This is a genomic window from Wenxinia marina DSM 24838 (assembly GCF_000379485.1).
GTDB classification, from domain to species: domain Bacteria; phylum Pseudomonadota; class Alphaproteobacteria; order Rhodobacterales; family Rhodobacteraceae; genus Wenxinia; species Wenxinia marina.
Map to the genome: position 1 here is coordinate 20,446 of NZ_KB902294.1, position 17,690 is coordinate 38,135.

The following is a 17,690-nucleotide window of genomic DNA, read 5'->3' on the forward strand; positions in this document are numbered from 1 at the left end:
GGAGCCTGCCGCCATGACTGCCCATGCCGATTTCGACGACACCCATACGCGGCGCATCGCCGAATTCGTGTCGGGCCTGCGATACGAGGACATCCCCGGCAGCGTGCGCACCCGGATCAAGCTGCTGGTGCTCGATTCGCTGGGCTGCGCGCTCTACGGCGCGAACCTGCCGTGGACACGGATCCTGCAGGACACGCTGGGCCAGATTGACACATCGACAGCCTGTTCGGTCTGGGGCACGGCGCAACGGCTGTCCGCGCCCCATGCCGCACTGGTCAACGGGACGCAGGTTCAGGGCTTCGAGCTGGACGACGTGCACCGGGTCGGCGTGCTGCATGTCGGCGCGGTGACGCTGCCGGCACTGATCGCCGCGGTCGAGGGCGCCGGCCCGATCACCGGGCGCGAGTTCCTGACCGCGATCGTCGCGGGCTACGAGATCGGACCGCGTGTCGGCATCTGCATGGGGCAGGAGCATATCGGCCAGGGCTGGCACTCGGGCGCGACGCTGGGCGTGTTCTCGGCCGCAGCCGGCGCGGCGCGTGCGCTCGGGCTCGACGCCGACCGGACGCAGCATGCGCTGGGGATCGCGGGGACGCAGGCCGCCGGCCTCATGGCCGCGCAGTATGGCGCGATGGTGAAGCGGATGCACGCCGGGCGGTCCTCGCAGAGCGGCCTCTACGGCGCCCTGTTCGCGCGCGACGGCTTCACCGGGATCCGCGACGTGCTCGAGGCGCCCTATGGCGGCTTCTGCACCACCTTCTCGCGCTCCACCGACCGGTTCGATCTGGCGGAACTGTCGGATGGGCTGGGCGAGCGGTGGGAGACGGAGAAGATCGCGCTCAAGTTCTACTCCTGCGTCGGCAGCAACCATACGACGCTGGACGCCATCCGCATGATCCAGGCACGGCGGCCGTTCACTCTGGATGAACTGGACTCGATCGTCGTGCACGGCAGTCAGGTCACCGTGGACCACGTCGGCTGGCCCTACCGGCCCGAGGGGCTGACCTCGGCGCAACTGAACCTGCCGTTCTGCGTCGCGACGCTGCTGATCGAAGGCGACGTGTTCGTGGACCAGTTCACACCGGACGTCGTGGACAACGCCGATCGCATCGCCCTGTCGCGCAAGGTTACCTGCCGCGAGGATCCCGCGATCACCGCGCGCGGGTCGCAGTTCCGGCACATGGTCCGGGTGGAGATCCGCCTGATCGACGGCAGCGTCCACGAGGAAACCGTCGAGGCACCGCGCGGAAGCGAGAAGTCCTTCGCGACCGAGGCGGACATCGTGGAAAAGTTCATGAAGCTCGCCACCAAGGCCTTGCCCGAGGCTCAGGCCCGGCAACTGGTCGAGGCGGTGCTGGGGATGGACGACCTCGACGATGAGGGCACGCTGATCGACCTGCTCGCCTCGTCCTGACCGGGCGGCGGCGATGCGTGACAGGGTGTCCCTCTGGCTCCAGCGGGGTGCGGCGCTGGGGGCGGCGGCGGCCGCGGGGGCGCTGCTCGACAGCGTTGGCGTGCCACTGGCGTGGATCCTCGGCCCTCTGATCGCGACGGCGGCACTGTCGATCTTCGGCCGCCCGGTGCTCGCGACGGTGCGGATGCGGCGCGCGGGCCAACTGGTGATCGGGCTCGGGCTCGGGCTGAACATCACCGCCGCGCTTCTCGCCCAGATCGCGGTCTGGATCCCGGTGATGATCGTGATCGCGGTGACGGCCGCCTGCGTCACCGGGTTCTTCAGCGTCTTCTACGCTCATTTCGGCCGGCTCGACCGCAACACCGCCTACTTCGCGATGATGCCTGGCGGCCTGTCCGAGATGGCCAATATCGGTGCCGCAGCCGGTGCCAGGTCCGAGCCGATCGCCGTGGCGCAGACGGTACGGCTGGGCGTCGTCGTGCTCGTCCTGCCGCCGACGATCATCGCGCTCGGCATTCACGGCGACTTCGCAACCATCGTCACCGCCGCCGAAGTGCCCTACCCCGCGCTGCTGCCGCTGTTTCTGGTGGGGCTGGCGGGCGTCTACGGGATGCGCAGGCTGGGGGCCGCCAACCCGTGGATGCTGGGGGCGCTGGTCGCCGCGGCGGCGCTGTCCTCGGTCGACCTGATCGGAGGACATCTGCCGCAGTGGCTGTTCCTGTGCGGGCAATACCTGCTCGGGATGGCGGTCGGCGCCCGGTTCCGGCGCGACATCGTGGTGCGGCTGCCGCGGCTGTTCCTGCTGGGCGTGGTGTTCACCTTGCTGGTCACCGCCGCGCTGTTCGGTGTAGCCGCCCTGCTGTCGGCGGCGACCGGGCTCGACCTTGCCACCGCGGCGCTGGCCTCCTCCGCGGGGGGCATCGCCGAGATGGCGGTGACGGCTCAGGTGCTGCAGCTCAACGCGGCGCTGATCCTCGGCTTTCACGTGACCCGGGCGATTATGGTGAACGCCTTCTCGAGGACGATCCTCGACCTGCAGGTCCGGCTGAAGTTCCTGCCCGCGGTCGAGCGGCTGGAGGTCGCGCTCTTCGGACCTCGGCGCGAGGACTAGGGGCGCGGTCGCGGCAACCCCAGCACCCGGGTCGCGAGGATGTTGCGCTGGATGTCGTTGGTCCCCGAGGCGATCTGCGCGGGAAACATCGCGTAGAACGGGGCGAGCACGTCGATGGAGACGCCGCCGAAGTCCTGCTGTCCGGCGGTGCCGCCGGCCTCGCCCGCCGTCTCGATCAAGAACTCGGTCAGCCGCTGCGCGCAATCGCCGGCCCAGACCTTGAGTAACGATACTTCCGGTCCGGGCGTGGCCCCCGCACCGACGAGGCCAGCAAACCGGGCATAGGCGGATTTCAGGTCGGCAACGTCGAGGGTGACCGCCGCCAGCCGCGACCGGAACACGGGGTCGTCGTCCAGCCCGGTCGCCCGCGCCAGCGCCCGGGCGAGCTTCAGCGGCCCTTCTACCCGGCGCGGGCTGCCATTGTTCAGCCGCTCGAACCCCAGAAGAGACTTTGCCACGGTCCAGCCGCCATGCAGCGGCCCGACGAGGTTCTCGGCCGGCACCCGCACGGCGTCGAAGAACACCTCGCAGAACTCCTCGTGGCCGGCGATGTTGCGGATGGGGCGGACGGTGACGCCCGGGGTCGCGAGGTCGAGCAGGAAGAAGCTGAGGCCGGCCTGCTTCTTCGCCGCGGGATCGGTCCGGGCGAGCAGGAACATGTGCGTGGCATGGTGCGCCATCGTGGTCCAGATCTTGGAGCCGTCGATGACGTAGCCGTCGCCGTCGGGCACCGCGCGGGTGCGCAGGCTGGCCAGATCGGACCCTGCCTGCGGTTCGGAATAGCCCTGACACCAGATCGTTTCGTTCGACAGGATCCGCGGCAGCCAGTGCCGCTGCTGCGCCTCTGTGCCGTGTTGCATCAGCATCGGCCCGAGCATCACCGTGCCTTGATCGGGGTGGCGCATGATCCCGGCGCGTTCGCGTTCCTCGATGAAGATCAGCTGCCGCGCCGGCGACAGGCCCATGCCGCCCGCCGCGCGCGGCCAGGCCGGGGCCATCCATCCCTTGGCCACCATCAGCGCCAGCCAGTCCCGCAGTTCGCGGGGCGTGCCGCGGCGGCCCTTGTCCCGCAGATGCTGCGGGTAGTGCGCCTCAAAGAAGGCGCGCAGCCCGGCGCGGAACGCCGCCTCCGGACCGGCGTTCCAGTCCACGTCCAGGCGCGTGGTGGCGAGGTATTCGGGCGGCGGCGGCGGCAGGTCCGCGTCCGGCGCGTCGGGCGCGACCCGCGTCAGCGCATCGCAGCGCATCCGGTGCCGGTCGGCGGTCCCGTGCAGGGCGGCGAGCGACAGGATGCGGCGCAGGAACAGTCCGGCGTCGTGGTCATCGGTGACGCCGATGGCGCCGTGCAGCTTGATCGCCTCGCGCCCGATCAATAGCGCGGCGTGGCCGGTGCGGGCCTTGGCGCGGGATGCGGCGTGATCCAGCCGGTCGAGATCGGCTCCCTCGGCACAGTCTGCGTCTTCGAAGATCGCGACAGCCTCGGCCAGAGCCGCGCGCGACAGTTCCTTCTGGATGTAGAGATCGACAGCGCGGTGCTGCAGGGCCTGGAACGCGCCGATCGGCTGGCCGAACTGTTCCCGCAGGCGCATGTAGTCGAGCGTCAGGTCCAACGCCCGGTCCATGCAGGCGAAGAGTTCGGCCGCGGTCGCGATGACGGCCGCCGCGCGGGCCCGGCGGAGGGCGTCGGTCCCCGCCGCCCCTTCGGTGAGCAGGGCGCCGGCCGGCACCACGACATCGCGCAGATCCAGCCGGCCGGCGCAGGTGCCGTCGGCACGCGGTTCGGGCGTGACGGTCAGGCCCGGCGCATCGGGCGGCAGCGCGGCGATCAGGCCGCCGGGCGCGGCCAGCAGGAACAGGTCGGCACCGAGGGCGGCCGGAACATGGGCGACATGGCCCGAGAGCCGCCCGGCCCTGACCTCCAGCGTGCCCCCTGCGGCAACGACCGTCACCCGGCCGGCGACGATCGCCTGCAGAACGTCCGTCGCAGCCGCAGCGCCCGCCAGCACCGCCGCCTCGACCGCCACCGTGGCCAGAGGTTCGGGCGCGAGGCTGCGCGCCAACGGGTCGATTAGCGCCAGCGCGGCGGTCAGGCCGAGGCCCTGCCCGCCCGCATCCTCCCGCACCATGACGCCGGTCCAGCCCTGCGCCACCATCGCGTCCCAGATGTCCCGGTCGAACCCCGGCAGCGTGCCACGCAGCGCCCGGGCGCGGCCGGTGCCGGTCCCGGCGAACCGCGCCGCACTGTCGGACAGCATCGAGAGCAGCGCGTCGTCTGTCATGGTGCCCCGCGCGCCAGAAGGCCCGCTGCCTCGACCAGGGCGCCGGGGCCTTCGATCCCGTCCAGCGCGGCGAGCAGGCGCGTCGCCGTCGCCTCGCCCAGCACCGGGACCACCAGCGACAGGAACTTGCCGTCGATCCGCTCGCGGCCCATCGGGTTGTCGGGATGGCCGAGGAACAGCGTCGTCGTCTCGGTCAGGTGCGTCCCGTCGTCCAGCCAGACGTCGACGCGGGCCTGCGACTGGGGCTGGTCCGGCTGCGGGTGCAGTTCCACCACCGGCAGGATCGCCCGGACACGGGGGTCGCCCAGCATCGGCTCGGCAAAGTCGGTGGCGTCGAGGCGATAGCCGCACATCGCGGCCGCAAGGCAGAAGGCGACGCTGAACTTGGCCTCGAGCGGGGTCTGCGGGTCCATCCGGCCCGCGGTGAAGGGCGCGCTGCGGTGGACCCGGGTTGTGACGCGGACGATCCGCCGGCCGTTCAGGCGCGGCCCCAGCAGATGCCCGGCCTGGGCCGAGGCATGGGTCGCCCGGCAGCAGGCGAAGGGCTTGTAGCCGTTGCGCAGGATCAACCAGCGGTCGAGATCCAGCGGCGGCACCTCGACCGCGCCGTCCTGGATCATCGCCGGCAGCAGGCCGCGGCCGGGCTCGAACAGGTCGGTCGCGGCGGCGAGGCCGCTGGCAGCCAGATCGGCCGCGATCAGACCGTTCATGGCGGCGTGTCCGGCATGGAACGGTTTGGCATGGGTGCCGAAGGACGCCACGAGCCCGGACGAGGTCGTGGCGGCGGTGCCCAAGGCGCTGGCGGTGGCCGCAGGGTCCAGCCCGTGCAGCACTGCAGCGGCACCGGCGGCACCGACGACGCCGTGGATGCCGGTCGGATGAAACCCGCGCGCCTGCAGGTTGCGGCCGACCCCGTTGATGAAGCCGCCGCCGAGGCGGGCCATCGCCTCGAACCCCGCCACGAAAGCGGCCATCGCGCGGTCGCCCTCCTGCCCGCGGTCCTGCGCCAGCGCCAGCGCCGCCGACAGCACAGGAGCCGAGATGTGGCCCGATCCGTTCTCGTGCGTGTCATCGAAGTCGGTGGCATGAGCCATCGTGCCGTTGACGAGCGCCGCCAGCGGCGCGCCGGTCGTGCCGCCGGCGTAGATCCGTGCCCGGCCGGGCAGAGCCCAGCGGTCCGCCATCGTCCGGGTGGCGCGGGTGACAGCCTCGTCCGCGGCACCCACGGCGACGCCGATGTGGTCGATCAGCGCCTCGCGCGCGGCGGCGCGCACGTCGTCGGGAAGCGGCCGGTCCGCTGCGCCGGCGACATAGGCGGCCAGCGCGGCGCTGCGGGACGCATCAGTCATCGGCCACCTCGGCTTCGCCCCCGTCCAGCACCACGGCATCGCCCCGGGCCGGGATCCAGCCGCGGAACCGGTGCGGCCCGTCCGCCTGCCGCCAGAGCCCGATGTGCAGCCTGTCGCCCGGATAGACCGGCTTCGAGAACCGCGCCGCGATGCTGCGGAGGCGGAGGGGGTCGTAGTCGCAGAGCCGCGCGAGCACCGCATGCCCGGCCATGCCGAAGCTGGCGAGACCGTGCAGGATCGGCCGGTCGAAGCCGTTTCGCCGGGCCGTGTCGGGATCGACGTGCAGCGGGTTGCGGTCGCCCGACAGCCGGTACATCAGGCCGGCCTGCGGCAGCACGGGAATTTCCACCACCTCGTCCGGGGCGCGGTCGGGCATCGGTCTGGGCGGCTCGGCGGGCTCGGGCTGTCCGCCGAAGCCGCCGTCGCCGCGCTGCATGCTGGTCGACAGGACCGTGCAGAGCGGCTGGCCATCCGGGTCCGAGACGATCTCGCGCCGCGTGGTCACGAGCGCGGCCTTGCCCGGCCCCTTGTCGATGACCTCGGCCACCGTGTTGAGCGACCGCACCCGGCCTGCGACGGGAAGCGCCGCGTGCAGGTCGAGCCGGATCCCGGCATGGACGCTGCGCCCCGAAGAGCCGACATCGGCGCGGCGGATCCAGGCATGCGGCGCGGCGAGGATCGCGGCCATCGTCGGCAGGGCCTGCAGCCCCTCTTCCCAGACGAAGCGCAACTGGCGCGGGTCGAGCGGATCGGCGCCCAGACCGACGCCCAGCGCATAGAGCATCGTGTCGCGCTCGGACCATTCCATCGTCGTGACCGGGATCCGGTAGGCGGCGAGGCGTTCTGGGTCGAGCGGCATCAGTCCGTGCCCCCGAGCGCGATCAGGACATCGGCGGCGAGGACGCGGGTTCCGGCGACGAACACCGGGTTGATGTCGATGCTGGCGATCCGGTCGTGGTGGTCGGCGATCAGCCATGACAGCCGCACGACGACATCGGCCACCGAGTCGAGATCGGCCGCCGCCGCGCCGCGCCAACCCTCGAGCACGGGCCTGCCGCGCAGGCCGTCGAGCATCTCGCGGGCGGTCGAGAGGCCGACTGGCGCGAAGCCGTAGGCGGCGTCGCGCAGCAGTTCGGCGAGGATGCCGCCCATGCCGACAACGACGACAGGTCCGAAACAAGGGTCGTCCATGGCGCCGAGGATCAGTTCGGTCCCCTGCGCCATCTCCTGAAGCAGGACCCCGTCAGGCGGCAGGTCCGGGCAAGCGCGCGCCGCGGCCTCGGCCACTTCACGCGCGGCGGCGCGGACGGCGCCGAGGTCGGGCAGGTTCAGCCGCACCGCCCCGGCCTCGGTCTTGTGCGGCAGTCCGGCGGAGTTTGCCTTGACGGCCAGCGGATAGCGCAGGCCGTGGTCGGCCGGAACGGCTCCGGTGACGTGCAGCGCACGCACCTGCGGGATGCCGTAGGCGGCCAGCACGGCGCGCGCCTCGGCCTCGCTCAGGAAACCGGATCGGTCCGGCAGCGCGAGGTCCGCGCGGGGCACCGGCCGGGGGCCGGGATCCGCCGCCGGCGCGGCGCGGCGGGCGGCAAAGCGGACGAGCGCGCTGGCCGCCGTCGCGGCCCGGCCGACGGTCAGGAACCAAGGGACGCCTGCCGCATCGAGCGCCGCCTTCCCCTCGGCATGGTCCTCGGCCACCGTCGCAACCAGCACCGGCTTCCCCGACGCATCGCGGATCGCCGCCAGATCGCGGGCAGCGGCCGCCGATCCTGTCGTCTGGCCGGACCGGACCATCACCATGTCCACGCCGTCGTCGGCCAGCACGATCCCGGTCGCGACGTTGGACAGGCTGCGCCCGTCGCGACTGCCTTCGCCCGACAGGTCGACGGGATTGCCGGTGCCGGAGAACGGGCCAAGCCCGTCGCGCAGGGCGGCGCGTGTCGCGTCGGACCAGATCGGCAGCGTCAGCCCGGCCTCGGCAAAGCGGTCGGCGGCGATGACGCCGGCACCGCCCGACCCGCTGACCAGCCCGACGCGGGGCCCGCGCGGCAGCCGCCCGCCGATGAATCCGCGGGCCACGTCCACCAAATCCTCGTAGTCCCGCAACTCGATGATGCCGCTTTCGCGGAACGCGGCGCGGAACAGGTCGTAGCTGCTGGTCAGACTGGCCGTATGCGACGCGGCGGCGCTGCGGCCGGCCGGGGTGTTGCCAACCTTCCAGACGAGGATCGGCTTGCCGACTTCCAGCGCGCGGCGGCCGAGCGTCAGGAGCCGCCGTCCGTCGCGGGTGCCTTCGAGGAACAGCGTGACGATGCGCACGTCGTCGCGTTCGAGGAAATGGCCGGCGACGTCGAGCGCGTCCAGATCGACGCTGTTGCCAACCGACACGACATGGTTGAAGCCCAGCCCCTCGCGGCTGGCGTTGCGCAGGAGGGTGAAGCCGTAGCCCCCGCTCTGCGTCGCCATCGCCACCGGACCGACCGGATAGTCGCGGACGCGGAAGCCCTGGCCGAATCCGCAGTGGATCCGCTCGGGAATGTTGAGGACGCCCATGCAGTTCGGCCCGACCAGCCGGACGCCGGCATCATGCGCGACGCGGGCAAGGCCGGCCTCGAGCGCCTGACCCTCGGCGCCAGCCTCGCGGAAGCCGGACGACAGGATCACGGCGAAGCGGATCCCGCGCACGCCGCAGTCGCGGATCACGTCCGCCACCCGATGCGCTGCCACCGCGATCAGGGCCACGTCGCAGGGGTCGGGCACGTCCCGGACCGAGGGCACGCAGGGCAGGTCCATGACCCGGCTGCGGGTCGGGTTCACCGGATGGATGGCACCGGCGTAGCCGTAGCCGGTGAGGAAGGCCATCGGCTGGCCGCCGATCGAGCTTGGGTTTTCCGAGGCGCCGACCACAGCGATGCCCCGGGGCGAGATCAGCCGGCCAAGTTCGGGCGGGACGGCTGTCACGGCAGGTAGCCCTTGAACACGTCGCGGGTCAGGTCGAGGGGCACGAAGTTCGGCGCGAAGACGGGCATGACGTGGTCGGCGATGGTCTGCGCGGTCCAGCCTTCCGCGGTATGTGCTTGCCGGATGGGGCGGGGCTGGCTGAACAGGTACAGTTCATTGTCGCGGGTATAGAAGATCTGGCCCGAGACGCCGGCGGCACGGTCGCTCGCCAGATAGACCACGATCGGCGCGTTGCGTTCGGGAGGAATGGTGCGCCGGGCGGCGGCGCGGGCGCGCTGCTCGGGCGTTTCGGTCGGGATCGACTCGGTCATCCGGGTGAAGGCGGTGGGCGCCACGATGTTGGAGCGCACGTTGAACCGCCGCATGTCGACCGCGATCGCCTTGGACAGGCCCTGCAACCCCAGCTTGGCCGCGCCGTAATTCGCCTGTCCCATGCCGCCGATCAGCCCGGAGGTCGAGGCGATGTGGACATAGGCGCCGGATTCCTGCCGCCGGAACTCCGGAGCGGCTGCGCGCGAGACGTTGAAGCTGCCGGTCAGGATGACGGAGATCGACCGATCCCAGTCGTCGCGGGTCATCTTGTGGAAGATCGCGTCGCGCAGGATCGCGGCGTTGTTCACCACCGCGTCGATCCGGCCGAAGGTATCCATCGCCTGCGCGACGATCCGGTGCGCGCCGTCCCAGTCGGCGACGCTGTCCGTGTTGGCGACCGCCTCGCCGCCCGCCGCGCGGATGTCGGCGGCGGTCTGCTCGGCGGGGCCGGCATCGCCGCCTCCGTCCACCCCGCCGCCGTCCACGCCGACGCCGAGGTCGTTGACGACCACCCGCGCACCCTCGGCCGCCATCGCCATCGCGATGGCGCGTCCGATGCCGCGCCCCGCCCCCGTAACGAGGACCACCTTGCCCTCGACTGCCTTGTCCGCTGCCGTCATGTGCGTCCTCCCCTTCGGCCTCAGAAGCCCCAGTCGATAAGCGGCTCGACCATCGCCACGTCGAGCGTGTTCGTCAGCACGTAGAGAAAGACCGCCATCGCCAGCGCGCCGAAGACCGCCCCCATCCAGCGCACGCGGGCGATGCCGAACAGGAACATGCCCACGAACACCGGCGCCGCGATGGCAAAGCCCAGGATGGCGATCAGCCCCGCGAAGGCGACGAGGATCCCCGCGCCGTGCCACAGCGTGAGGTTGCTGCCCGTCGTGTCGAGCCCGAGGTCGCCGTCGTAGTGGATCGACGCACCCTCGGGGGCCCGGGCCAGCCGGTAGATCCCCACGATCATCAGGATCAGCGTGAGCACCGCCACGGTCACCGGAAACACCCGCCCGAGGAACCGCAGGTCCCACGTGTCGACGATCACGAACACCGGCACGAGCAGCAGCGCGGATGCGAACAGGACCTGCGGCAACCGGCGCGGCGACTTGCCTTCCATGTCGCCGATCTGGTCGCTGACCCGGGTCTTGCTGCGCCAGGCCATGTAGCCGGTCAGCGCCACCAGAATGAACAGACCGATTGACACCGGCCTGGTCAGGAAGCTGAAGCCGTAGATCTGCGTCGTGCGGTAAAACGCCGCCTCGAGCCCCGACGACAGGACGAATCCGATCAGGAAGGCCGGACGCGACCAGCCGAACCGCTTGAGGAAAATCGCGATGCCCCCGACCGCCAGCATGGTCAGAAGGTCGCCCCAGCTTTGCGTCGCCTGATAGGTCGCGAAGAACACGACGCAGATCAGGAACGGCGCGAGGAGGCGGTAGCGCACCGCGGTCAGGCGGGTGATCGGCGAGGCGAGCGCGAAGGCAATCCCGGCGCCGAAGATGTTGGCGACCGCGATCGACCAGATGATGGTGAAGGTGAGCGACAGGTTCTCCTCGACCATCTGCCGCCCCGGCGTGATGCCGATCAGGGTGAAGGCGGCGAGGACGAGAGCCATGGTCCCCGAGCCGGGGATGCCGAACAGCAGCGTCGGGATCAGCGCGCCGCCTTCCTTGGCGTTGTTCGCCGATTCAGGCGCGATCACGCCGCGGATGTCGCCCTTGCCGAACTGAGACTTGTCCTTGCTGGTCTGCACGACGTGGCCGTAGGCGACCCAGTCGATCACACTGCCGCCGATCCCCGGCAGTGCGCCGATGATGGTGCCGATCGCTGAGCAACGCAGCACGATCCACTTGTGGATCCACGTGTCCTTGAGCCCCTGCAGCCAACCCCGGCCCAGCAACGCCTTTTCCGCGATGTGCTCGCGCGTGCGCAGCACCTCTAGGATCTCCGGGATCGCGAACAGGCCGAGCGCCAGCACGATCAGTGGGATGCCGTCCGTCAGATAGAGGCTGCCGCCGGTCATCCGGTATTCCGCGGTCGCCGTCGCTGCGCCGACGCAGCCGACGAGGATGCCGAACCCGCAGCCGGCCAGTCCCTTGATGACGCTCGGGCCCGTCAGCATGCCGACGAGCACGAGTGCCAGCACGACGAGAAGGAGCTGCTCGCCGAACCCGATCATCAGGAGGATCGGCTTGGCGAAGAAGACCGCGAAGGTCAGGACGAACGCCCCGAAGACACCGCCCGCCATCGACGACATGAAGGCCGCCGACAGCGCCCGCGCACCCTCGCCCTTCTTCGCGAGCGGATAGCCGTCCACCACGGTGGCCTGCGCCGACGAACTTCCGGGGATGCCCATGAGCACCGATGGAAAGGTGTCCGAGGTGTTCACGACCGAGGTCATGCCGATGATCATCGCCAGGGCCGAGGTCTGATCCATGCCGTACATGAACGGCAGCACGAGGGCCATCGCGGTCAGACCGCCCAGGCCGGGCAGCAGGCCCACGGTCAGGCCAAGGACAACGCCGAACAGCAGATGCAGCAGGTGCTGGATCTGGAACAGTTCGAGGAACGCCGGCAGCGCAACGGTGCTGAGGACGTCAGGCATGTCGCTCACTTCCTTCTCCGGCAGGACCGGATGTTGAGTTGCGGGCGGCGCCTTCGGGCGCCGCCCGGCAATAGGATCAGAACGTCATCGAGTGGGTGTCCGCCAACCACTGGAGCAGCGCCGCCCGCGCCTCGTCCGAGATCACCGACGCCTGCCGGTGACCGCGGATCGCCGCCTCGCCCACCGCCTGCGGATAGCCCCCGAGTTCGAGCTGGAGGGTCGGATCCTCCATCTCGGGCCGGTTGACCACCCGCTCCATCGCCGCCTGATAGGTGGCAAGGATGTCATCAGGTGTGCCGGGCGGCAGCACGATGGTCTTCGCGGTGGACATGCGGATCGCGAACATCGCGTCCCAGACCTCGCGCTCGACGCCGGTCAGCGGCTCTCCATGGACCATCTCGTACAGTTCCATGCAGTGCGGCGTGTTGGGCAAGGTGGGATCGCGTTCCAGTTCACCCGCCTCGTTCAGGTAGCCCATGGTGAAGATCGGCACCATGAGGCCTTCGTCCATCATCGGCTTGAGCTCCGATTCCCAGCCGGCGAGGTTGTCGTAGTTGACCTGGCTTTCACCGCGTTCGAAGGCCTGCCGGCTTTCGCCGCGCGAGGTGCCCCAAACGCCGCGCACATCGACGCCGAGCAGGTCGTAGCAGTACATCACCGGCATGTCGGCCTTGGCCGGGCCGTCGCCGACATGGACGAAGGTGTTGTCCTGCAGAAGTTGCACGTCCGCGAGAGAGTCGCCGGTGAAGCCCGCATCGGCCCGGCCATAGGCGACCAGCCCGTAGGGCGAGGCGAGGATCGGCCGAAATTCCGACAGCGGGTACTCCACCGTCGGATCGCCCAGCAACGGCGCGAAGTAGCTGCCGGTGCCCAGTGCGGCGATCGTCAACCCGTCGGGCTCGGCGGTCTGGGTGAACTGGTTCAGCCCGCGGATCGACCCACCGCCCTCGACATTAGTGATGACGATGGTCGGATTCCCCGGAAGCTCCTGTTCGAGAAGGGGCGCGATGGCGCGTGCATGGGTACTGGACCCGCCGCCCGGCCCGTAGGGCACGATGAACTCGATGGTCTGACCGCTGAAATCTACGTCCTGCGCGGCGGCGGGAAGCGCCAGCGCCGCAGCGAACACGGCGGCGTGTAGGGATTGAAGTCGCATGGTCTCCTCCTCTGAGACGGGTCGGTCCTTGGGTCGGGACTCTTCCGGCCCCTTCGCAGTGTCGTCGCCGCCCGCCTCCTCCGCGGACGGCAGCGCATCGTCAGAACATCTCCTCCAGCAGGCCCAGCACCTCGGCCGCGTCGCGCGGCGGGCGCGGTGTCGGCGCCAGCGTGCGGTCCCGAAGCGTGAGTTCGGCGACCCGCGGCAGGTCCTCGTGCCGCACGCCCGCGTCCGACAGCGTCGTGGGCAGGCCCAGATCGGTCACCAGCGCCCGGACCCTAGCCTCGGCCTGCTCCGACGCATCGGTGTCCGAGGCGGCGAAGCGGATGCCCATCGCGGCGGCGATCCGGCGCTGCCGGTCCAGCGTCTCCGGCCGGTTGAACCGCATCATGTGGGGCAGCACGATCCCGCCGCTGATCCCGTGAGGCACGTGGGAGACCGCGCCAAGCTGGTGGCAGATGCCGTGGCCGAGGCCGATCCCGCCCTTGCCAGCGCCGAAGGCGGTCATCCAGTTCAGGAACTGCAGCCGGCCGCGCGCCGCGATGTCCTGCGGGTCCGCGAGCGAGGGCGCGAGATCGCGGAACACGATGGCGATGGCTTCGAGGCAGGTGCCTTCGATGAAGGGATTGGCGTTCCGCGCATAGAAGCGCTCGATCGCGTTCTGCAATGCCTTGACCCCGGTCGAGGCCCAGAGCCGGTGCGGTGTCTCGGCCGCCAGCACGGGGTCGAGCACGATCACCCGCGGCACCACGCCGGGGTCGATGAAGATGTCCTTGGACCCGGTCGCGTCGTCGGTGATCCCCATCGCCGACGAGAACTCGCCCGAGGTCAGCGTCGTCGGCACGGCGATCACTGGCGGCTTGCGGTTGGCCAGCCGGGGCACCGTGATCTTGCGGGTGCGGTAGTCGTAGTGCGCGCGCAGCGCATCAAGATCCTCGCCCTCGCCGAGGATCAGCGCGACGCCCTTCGTCCCGATGATGGCGCTGCCGCCGCCGATCCCGATCAGGCAATCGGCCTCTGCCGCGGCCGCGGCCGCGGCCGCGGCGAGGACGGTGCTGCGTGGGGAATGCTCCCCCATCTCCGCGAAGTGGCCGGCCAGCCGGTCGCCCAGCAGATCCTTGAGCCGCGCCACCTGAGCATTGCCGCCGAGCGTGCGGCCGGTGACGAGAAAGACCCGGCTGGCACCAAGCACCTCGACCTCGGCCGGGATCGCGTCGTGCAGCGTGCCGGGTCCGTAGACCACACGGGTGGCGGCGGGAATGTCGGCCTCGCCCATCGGCGCAGGAGTGTTGAACAGGGTCATTCGGAGCTTTCCCCCGCCGTGGCTCGCAGCCGTTCGAGGATCGACTGATCCTCGCCCAGCTTGCGGCTGGGCCAGCGGATCGTACGCTCGACGCCTTCGTAGACCATCGGACTGGTCGGCAGGGTCACCGGGCCATAGATCGGGTGGTCGATGTCGACCAGCGCGCCGCGGGCGTGCAGGTGCGGGTCCGTCATCACTTCGGACAGGTCGCGCACGGGCGCAGACGGCACGCCGACGGCCACCAGACCGCGGAACAGCGCATCCTTGGTGTAGTCCGCCGCCCAACCGGCAACCAGCGCATCGACCTCGTCGATCCGGGTCACCCGGTCGTACATCGTCGCATAGCGCGGGTCGTCGATCGCCCAGTCCTGGCCGAAGAACCGCGCCAGCGCATGCCACTGGTGTTCGTTGTTGGCGAGGATCGCGCACCAGCCGTCGCGGCAGGCATAGACGTTGTAGGGCGAGATCGACAATCCGCCGTGCCGGTTCCCGGTGCGAGGCGGTCGATCCCTGTGGGTGCCGCTCATCAGCCCCAGGTTCGAGGCCAGCGCCGGGTAGATCGCCTCGAACATTGAGACTTCGACCGCGCGGGCACGGCCGGTGCGCTCTCGGTCCAGCAGCGCCGTCACGATGGCACCATACAGGTGGACGCCGGCGTTGAAGTCGCAGACCGCCGGGCCGGCCTTGACCGGCGGATTGTCGGGAAACCCGGTGACATTCATCACGCCGCTCAGCGCCTGCACCGCAAGGTCCATCGCCGGGTAGTCGCGATAGGGACCGGTCGTGCCGAAGCCGGAGCTTGCCGCATAAATCAGTCGCGGATTGAGTTCGGCAAGCCGTTCGCGCGGGAACCCGAGCCGAGCCAGAACGCCGGGCCGGAAGTTCTCGACCAGCACATCCGAGGTCTCGATCAGCGCGGTCAGTTCCGCCTTGCCCGTGTCGGTCTTGAGGTCGAGTTCGACGAATTCCTTGCCCGAGTTGAGCATCGCGTGCGGGATGTGGGCGCCACCGCCGTCGCGCTGGCGACGACGGGTATGTTCGCCGCCGGGCGGCTCCACCTTGATGACCTCGGCTCCGGCCATCGCCATCAGGAAGGTGGCGTAGGGGCCGTTGTAGATCTGGGTCAAGTCGACGACGCGCAGGCCGCTGAGGGGTCCGTCCATCTCAGTGCCCCCCGAAGACCGGCTCGCGCCGTTCGGCAAAGGCCGCGCGGCCCTCGGTCGCGTCCAGACTGGCCAGCAGCGCGTGCTGCACCAGCTGTTCCATCCGCAGCCCTTCGGCGAGGGTCAGGTCCTGCGAGCGGATCGCCAGTTCCTTGGCCGCCTGCACCGCGAGGGGGGCGGCCGCCGCGATCCGGCGCGCGTAGCCCATGGCAGTGTCCATCACCCGGTCGCCCTCGACCACGTCGGTGACGAACCCCCAGCGACCCGCATCCTCGGCGCTCATCGTGTCTCCCAGCAGGAGCATCTTCATCGCGACAGCGTGGGGCAGTTGCCGCAGCAACCGCTGGGTGCCGCCGTTCGCGGCGATCACGCCGCGCCGGCCTTCGGGCAGGGAAAAGGTGGCGTGGCGTGCCGCGACGCGGATGTCGGTCGCCATGAGCAGGGTCATGCCGCCGCCGATGCAGGCCCCGTTGATCGCGGCGATCACCGGTTTCCAGATCTCCAGCCCGCGGGACGGGAGCGGACCCGCCTGCGTCGCCCATAGATCCTTTAGGCGCCGCTCGCGCCCCAGCCAGGCGCCGATGTCGGCCCCAGCGCAGAACGCCCGGTCGCCGGACCCGGTCAGGATGGCGCAGCGGATCGCGTCGTCGTCGCGGATCCGGACGAAGGCCTCGGACAGGGCGGCATAGTGGGCCGCGTCGAGCGCATTGCGCTTGTCCGGACGGTCGATGGTGACCGTCGCGACTCCGTCCGAGAGGGCGAGATCAACCGGCATCGGCGCTGGACCGCGACTTGAGCAGGCTACGCGCGACGACCATGCGCTGCACCTCGGACGGACCTTCGCCGACACGCTTCACCCGCAGTTCGCGGAACCAGCGTTCCAGGGGCATCTCTTCGGCGACGCCGAGCGCGCCGAACATCTGCACGCAGCGATCCACGACACGGAAGGCGGTCTCGGTGGCCGTGACCTTGGCCATCGAGGACCAGTAGCGGAGGTCGCCGCCGGTTTCGTGGACCATCGCGGCCTTGTAGACCAGCATCCGCGCCGCCTGCAGTTCCATCTCGCTGTCGGCGACCATCCACTGGATCGCCTGCTTGTCGGCCAGCTTGGTCTTGAACGTCTCGCGGTGCTTGACCCACTCGATCGCCATCTCGAGCGCTTCCTGCGCGACGCCGAGGGTGCCGGCGGCGTAGGGAATGCGGCCCTCAGTGGTCCATTTGGAGAAGACGGCGAAGCCCTTCCCTTCTTCCCCCAGCAGGTTCTCGACCGGGATCTTGGCGTTCTGGAAGGTGATCTCGAAGGGCGAATAGGCCCGCAGGACCGGGATCCTCCGCGTCGACACCCCGGGCGTATCCAGTTCGACAATGAAGGCCGAGATCCCGCCGCGGTCGCCCTGTTCGCCGGTGCGGGCGAAGACCATGCCCCAGGTTGCGTGCTGGATGCCCGAGATCCACATCTTGGTGCCGTTCAGGACGTAGTGGTCGCCCTGCCGTTCGGCCCGGGTCCGGATCGACCGCGCCGGGTCCGAGCCGCCGGTGGGTTCGGTCACGGCGGTGAAGACCTTGCGCCCCTCGAAGACCCCCGGCCGAGCGTATTTCTCGATCTGGTGGGGCGTCCCCCATTCGAACACCGTGTTCGGCACGTCGAACCCGATGGCACCGCAGGCCGGAATGTAGGCGCCCATCCGGCACCGGGCGGTTTCCTCGGCCACGACTGCCTGACCGAGCAGGCTGAGGCCCGCGCCGCCGTATTCGGTCGGCGAGCGGATACACCAGATGCCGATGTCCTTCGCCTTCTTCTGCAACGGCAGCAGCAGGTGGTCCGGAAGGTGGATCGCGTCGTGTTCCACCTGATCCTCGGCCGGCTTCACGTCCTGCCGCATGAAGCGGCGCGCCGTGTCGCGCACCATCACAAGCTCGTCCGAAAGCGGCCAGTCGCTCATCCGCAGTGTCCTCCGATTCCGGGTCCTGACCTTGCGGCCGCCCGGTATTCCATTATTGATTCGAGGCTAGTCTGCTTTGCGACGCGGCGTCAAAGACCAT

At 70.2% G+C, this 17,690-nt stretch carries 13 protein-coding genes; 2 read left to right on the top strand and 11 right to left on the bottom strand.

The genetic code is table 11. From position 1 onward, the window contains the following. Window positions 1-13 precede the first annotated feature (13 nt). Entirely contained in the window at window positions 14-1,414 is a 1,401-nt protein-coding gene (locus A37W_RS0112180) for an MmgE/PrpD family protein (RefSeq protein WP_018303317.1), read from the top strand. 13 nt (window positions 1,415-1,427) lie between these two features. Continuing rightward, window positions 1,428-2,525 carry an AbrB family transcriptional regulator gene (locus A37W_RS22860; protein WP_018303318.1) on the top strand — a complete coding sequence of 366 codons (1,098 nt, stop codon included), beginning with the start codon at window positions 1,428-1,430 and terminating at the stop codon, window positions 2,523-2,525. Here A37W_RS22860 and A37W_RS0112190 read toward each other — a convergent pair. The 11 genes from A37W_RS0112190 to A37W_RS0112240 all read right to left on the bottom strand — a co-directional run bounded on the left by A37W_RS0112190 (window position 2,522) and on the right by A37W_RS0112240 (window position 17,590). Further along, window positions 2,522-4,804, bottom strand: a complete 2,283-nt coding sequence (locus A37W_RS0112190; protein WP_018303319.1) for an acyl-CoA dehydrogenase family protein — start codon at window positions 4,802-4,804, stop codon at window positions 2,522-2,524. The genes A37W_RS22860 and A37W_RS0112190 overlap by 4 nt on opposite strands. Then, window positions 4,801-6,153 carry an MmgE/PrpD family protein gene (locus A37W_RS0112195; protein WP_018303320.1) on the bottom strand — a complete coding sequence of 451 codons (1,353 nt, stop codon included), beginning with the start codon at window positions 6,151-6,153 and terminating at the stop codon, window positions 4,801-4,803. Before A37W_RS0112195 ends, A37W_RS0112190 begins: the two co-directional genes overlap by 4 nt. Further along, window positions 6,146-7,012 (bottom strand): MaoC/PaaZ C-terminal domain-containing protein, encoded by an 867-nt coding sequence (locus A37W_RS0112200; RefSeq protein WP_018303321.1) that lies wholly within the window; start codon window positions 7,010-7,012, stop codon window positions 6,146-6,148. The genes A37W_RS0112195 and A37W_RS0112200 overlap by 8 nt, the downstream gene beginning before the upstream one ends. Then, window positions 7,012-9,111 (bottom strand): acetate--CoA ligase family protein, encoded by a 2,100-nt coding sequence (locus A37W_RS21720; RefSeq protein WP_018303322.1) that lies wholly within the window; start codon window positions 9,109-9,111, stop codon window positions 7,012-7,014. Before A37W_RS21720 ends, A37W_RS0112200 begins: the two co-directional genes overlap by 1 nt. Further along, on the bottom strand, window positions 9,108-10,043 hold the full coding sequence (locus tag A37W_RS0112210; RefSeq protein WP_018303323.1) for an SDR family NAD(P)-dependent oxidoreductase: 936 nt from the start codon (window positions 10,041-10,043) through the stop codon (window positions 9,108-9,110). The genes A37W_RS21720 and A37W_RS0112210 overlap by 4 nt, the downstream gene beginning before the upstream one ends. A 20-nt stretch (window positions 10,044-10,063) precedes the next feature. Further along, window positions 10,064-12,025, bottom strand: coding sequence for a tripartite tricarboxylate transporter permease (locus A37W_RS0112215; RefSeq protein WP_018303324.1), 1,962 nt, complete (start codon window positions 12,023-12,025; stop codon window positions 10,064-10,066). Between the two features lie 76 nt (window positions 12,026-12,101). Continuing rightward, a complete protein-coding gene (locus tag A37W_RS21725) occupies window positions 12,102-13,181 on the bottom strand; it encodes a type 2 periplasmic-binding domain-containing protein (RefSeq protein ID WP_156169183.1) in 1,080 nt (359 codons plus the stop codon). A 100-nt stretch (window positions 13,182-13,281) separates the two neighbouring features. Continuing rightward, complete coding sequence (locus A37W_RS0112225; protein WP_018303326.1) at window positions 13,282-14,484, bottom strand: iron-containing alcohol dehydrogenase; 1,203 nt, start codon at window positions 14,482-14,484, stop codon at window positions 13,282-13,284. Continuing rightward, complete coding sequence (locus A37W_RS0112230) at window positions 14,481-15,647, bottom strand: CaiB/BaiF CoA transferase family protein (RefSeq protein WP_018303327.1); 1,167 nt, start codon at window positions 15,645-15,647, stop codon at window positions 14,481-14,483. Before A37W_RS0112230 ends, A37W_RS0112225 begins: the two co-directional genes overlap by 4 nt. Window position 15,648: 1 nt before the next feature. After that, the gene (locus tag A37W_RS0112235; RefSeq protein ID WP_018303328.1) at window positions 15,649-16,422 is read right to left on the bottom strand and encodes an enoyl-CoA hydratase/isomerase family protein; all 774 of its coding nucleotides are present in this window, start codon (window positions 16,420-16,422) and stop codon (window positions 15,649-15,651) included. Continuing rightward, window positions 16,412-17,590 (bottom strand): acyl-CoA dehydrogenase family protein, encoded by a 1,179-nt coding sequence (locus tag A37W_RS0112240; RefSeq protein ID WP_018303329.1) that lies wholly within the window; start codon window positions 17,588-17,590, stop codon window positions 16,412-16,414. Before A37W_RS0112240 ends, A37W_RS0112235 begins: the two co-directional genes overlap by 11 nt. Window positions 17,591-17,690 lie beyond the last annotated feature (100 nt).

What these genes read in the sequence shown, in the direction of transcription:
- A37W_RS0112240 (WP_018303329.1), bottom strand. Translation starts at nt 17,590, where the DNA reads ATGAGCGACTGGCCGCTTTCGGACGAGCTTGTGATGGTGCGCGACACG.
- A37W_RS0112225 (WP_018303326.1), bottom strand. Translation starts at nt 14,484, where the DNA reads ATGACCCTGTTCAACACTCCTGCGCCGATGGGCGAGGCCGACATTCCC.
- A37W_RS0112235 (WP_018303328.1), bottom strand. Translation starts at nt 16,422, where the DNA reads ATGCCGGTTGATCTCGCCCTCTCGGACGGAGTCGCGACGGTCACCATC.
- A37W_RS0112190 (WP_018303319.1), bottom strand. Translation starts at nt 4,804, where the DNA reads ATGACAGACGACGCGCTGCTCTCGATGCTGTCCGACAGTGCGGCGCGG.
- A37W_RS0112215 (WP_018303324.1), bottom strand. Translation starts at nt 12,025, where the DNA reads ATGCCTGACGTCCTCAGCACCGTTGCGCTGCCGGCGTTCCTCGAACTG.
- A37W_RS21725 (WP_156169183.1), bottom strand. Translation starts at nt 13,181, where the DNA reads ATGCGACTTCAATCCCTACACGCCGCCGTGTTCGCTGCGGCGCTGGCG.
- A37W_RS22860 (WP_018303318.1), top strand. Translation starts at nt 1,428, where the DNA reads ATGCGTGACAGGGTGTCCCTCTGGCTCCAGCGGGGTGCGGCGCTGGGG.
- A37W_RS0112210 (WP_018303323.1), bottom strand. Translation starts at nt 10,043, where the DNA reads ATGACGGCAGCGGACAAGGCAGTCGAGGGCAAGGTGGTCCTCGTTACG.
- A37W_RS0112195 (WP_018303320.1), bottom strand. Translation starts at nt 6,153, where the DNA reads ATGACTGATGCGTCCCGCAGCGCCGCGCTGGCCGCCTATGTCGCCGGC.
- A37W_RS0112180 (WP_018303317.1), top strand. Translation starts at nt 14, where the DNA reads ATGACTGCCCATGCCGATTTCGACGACACCCATACGCGGCGCATCGCC.
- A37W_RS0112230 (WP_018303327.1), bottom strand. Translation starts at nt 15,647, where the DNA reads ATGGACGGACCCCTCAGCGGCCTGCGCGTCGTCGACTTGACCCAGATC.
- A37W_RS0112200 (WP_018303321.1), bottom strand. Translation starts at nt 7,012, where the DNA reads ATGCCGCTCGACCCAGAACGCCTCGCCGCCTACCGGATCCCGGTCACG.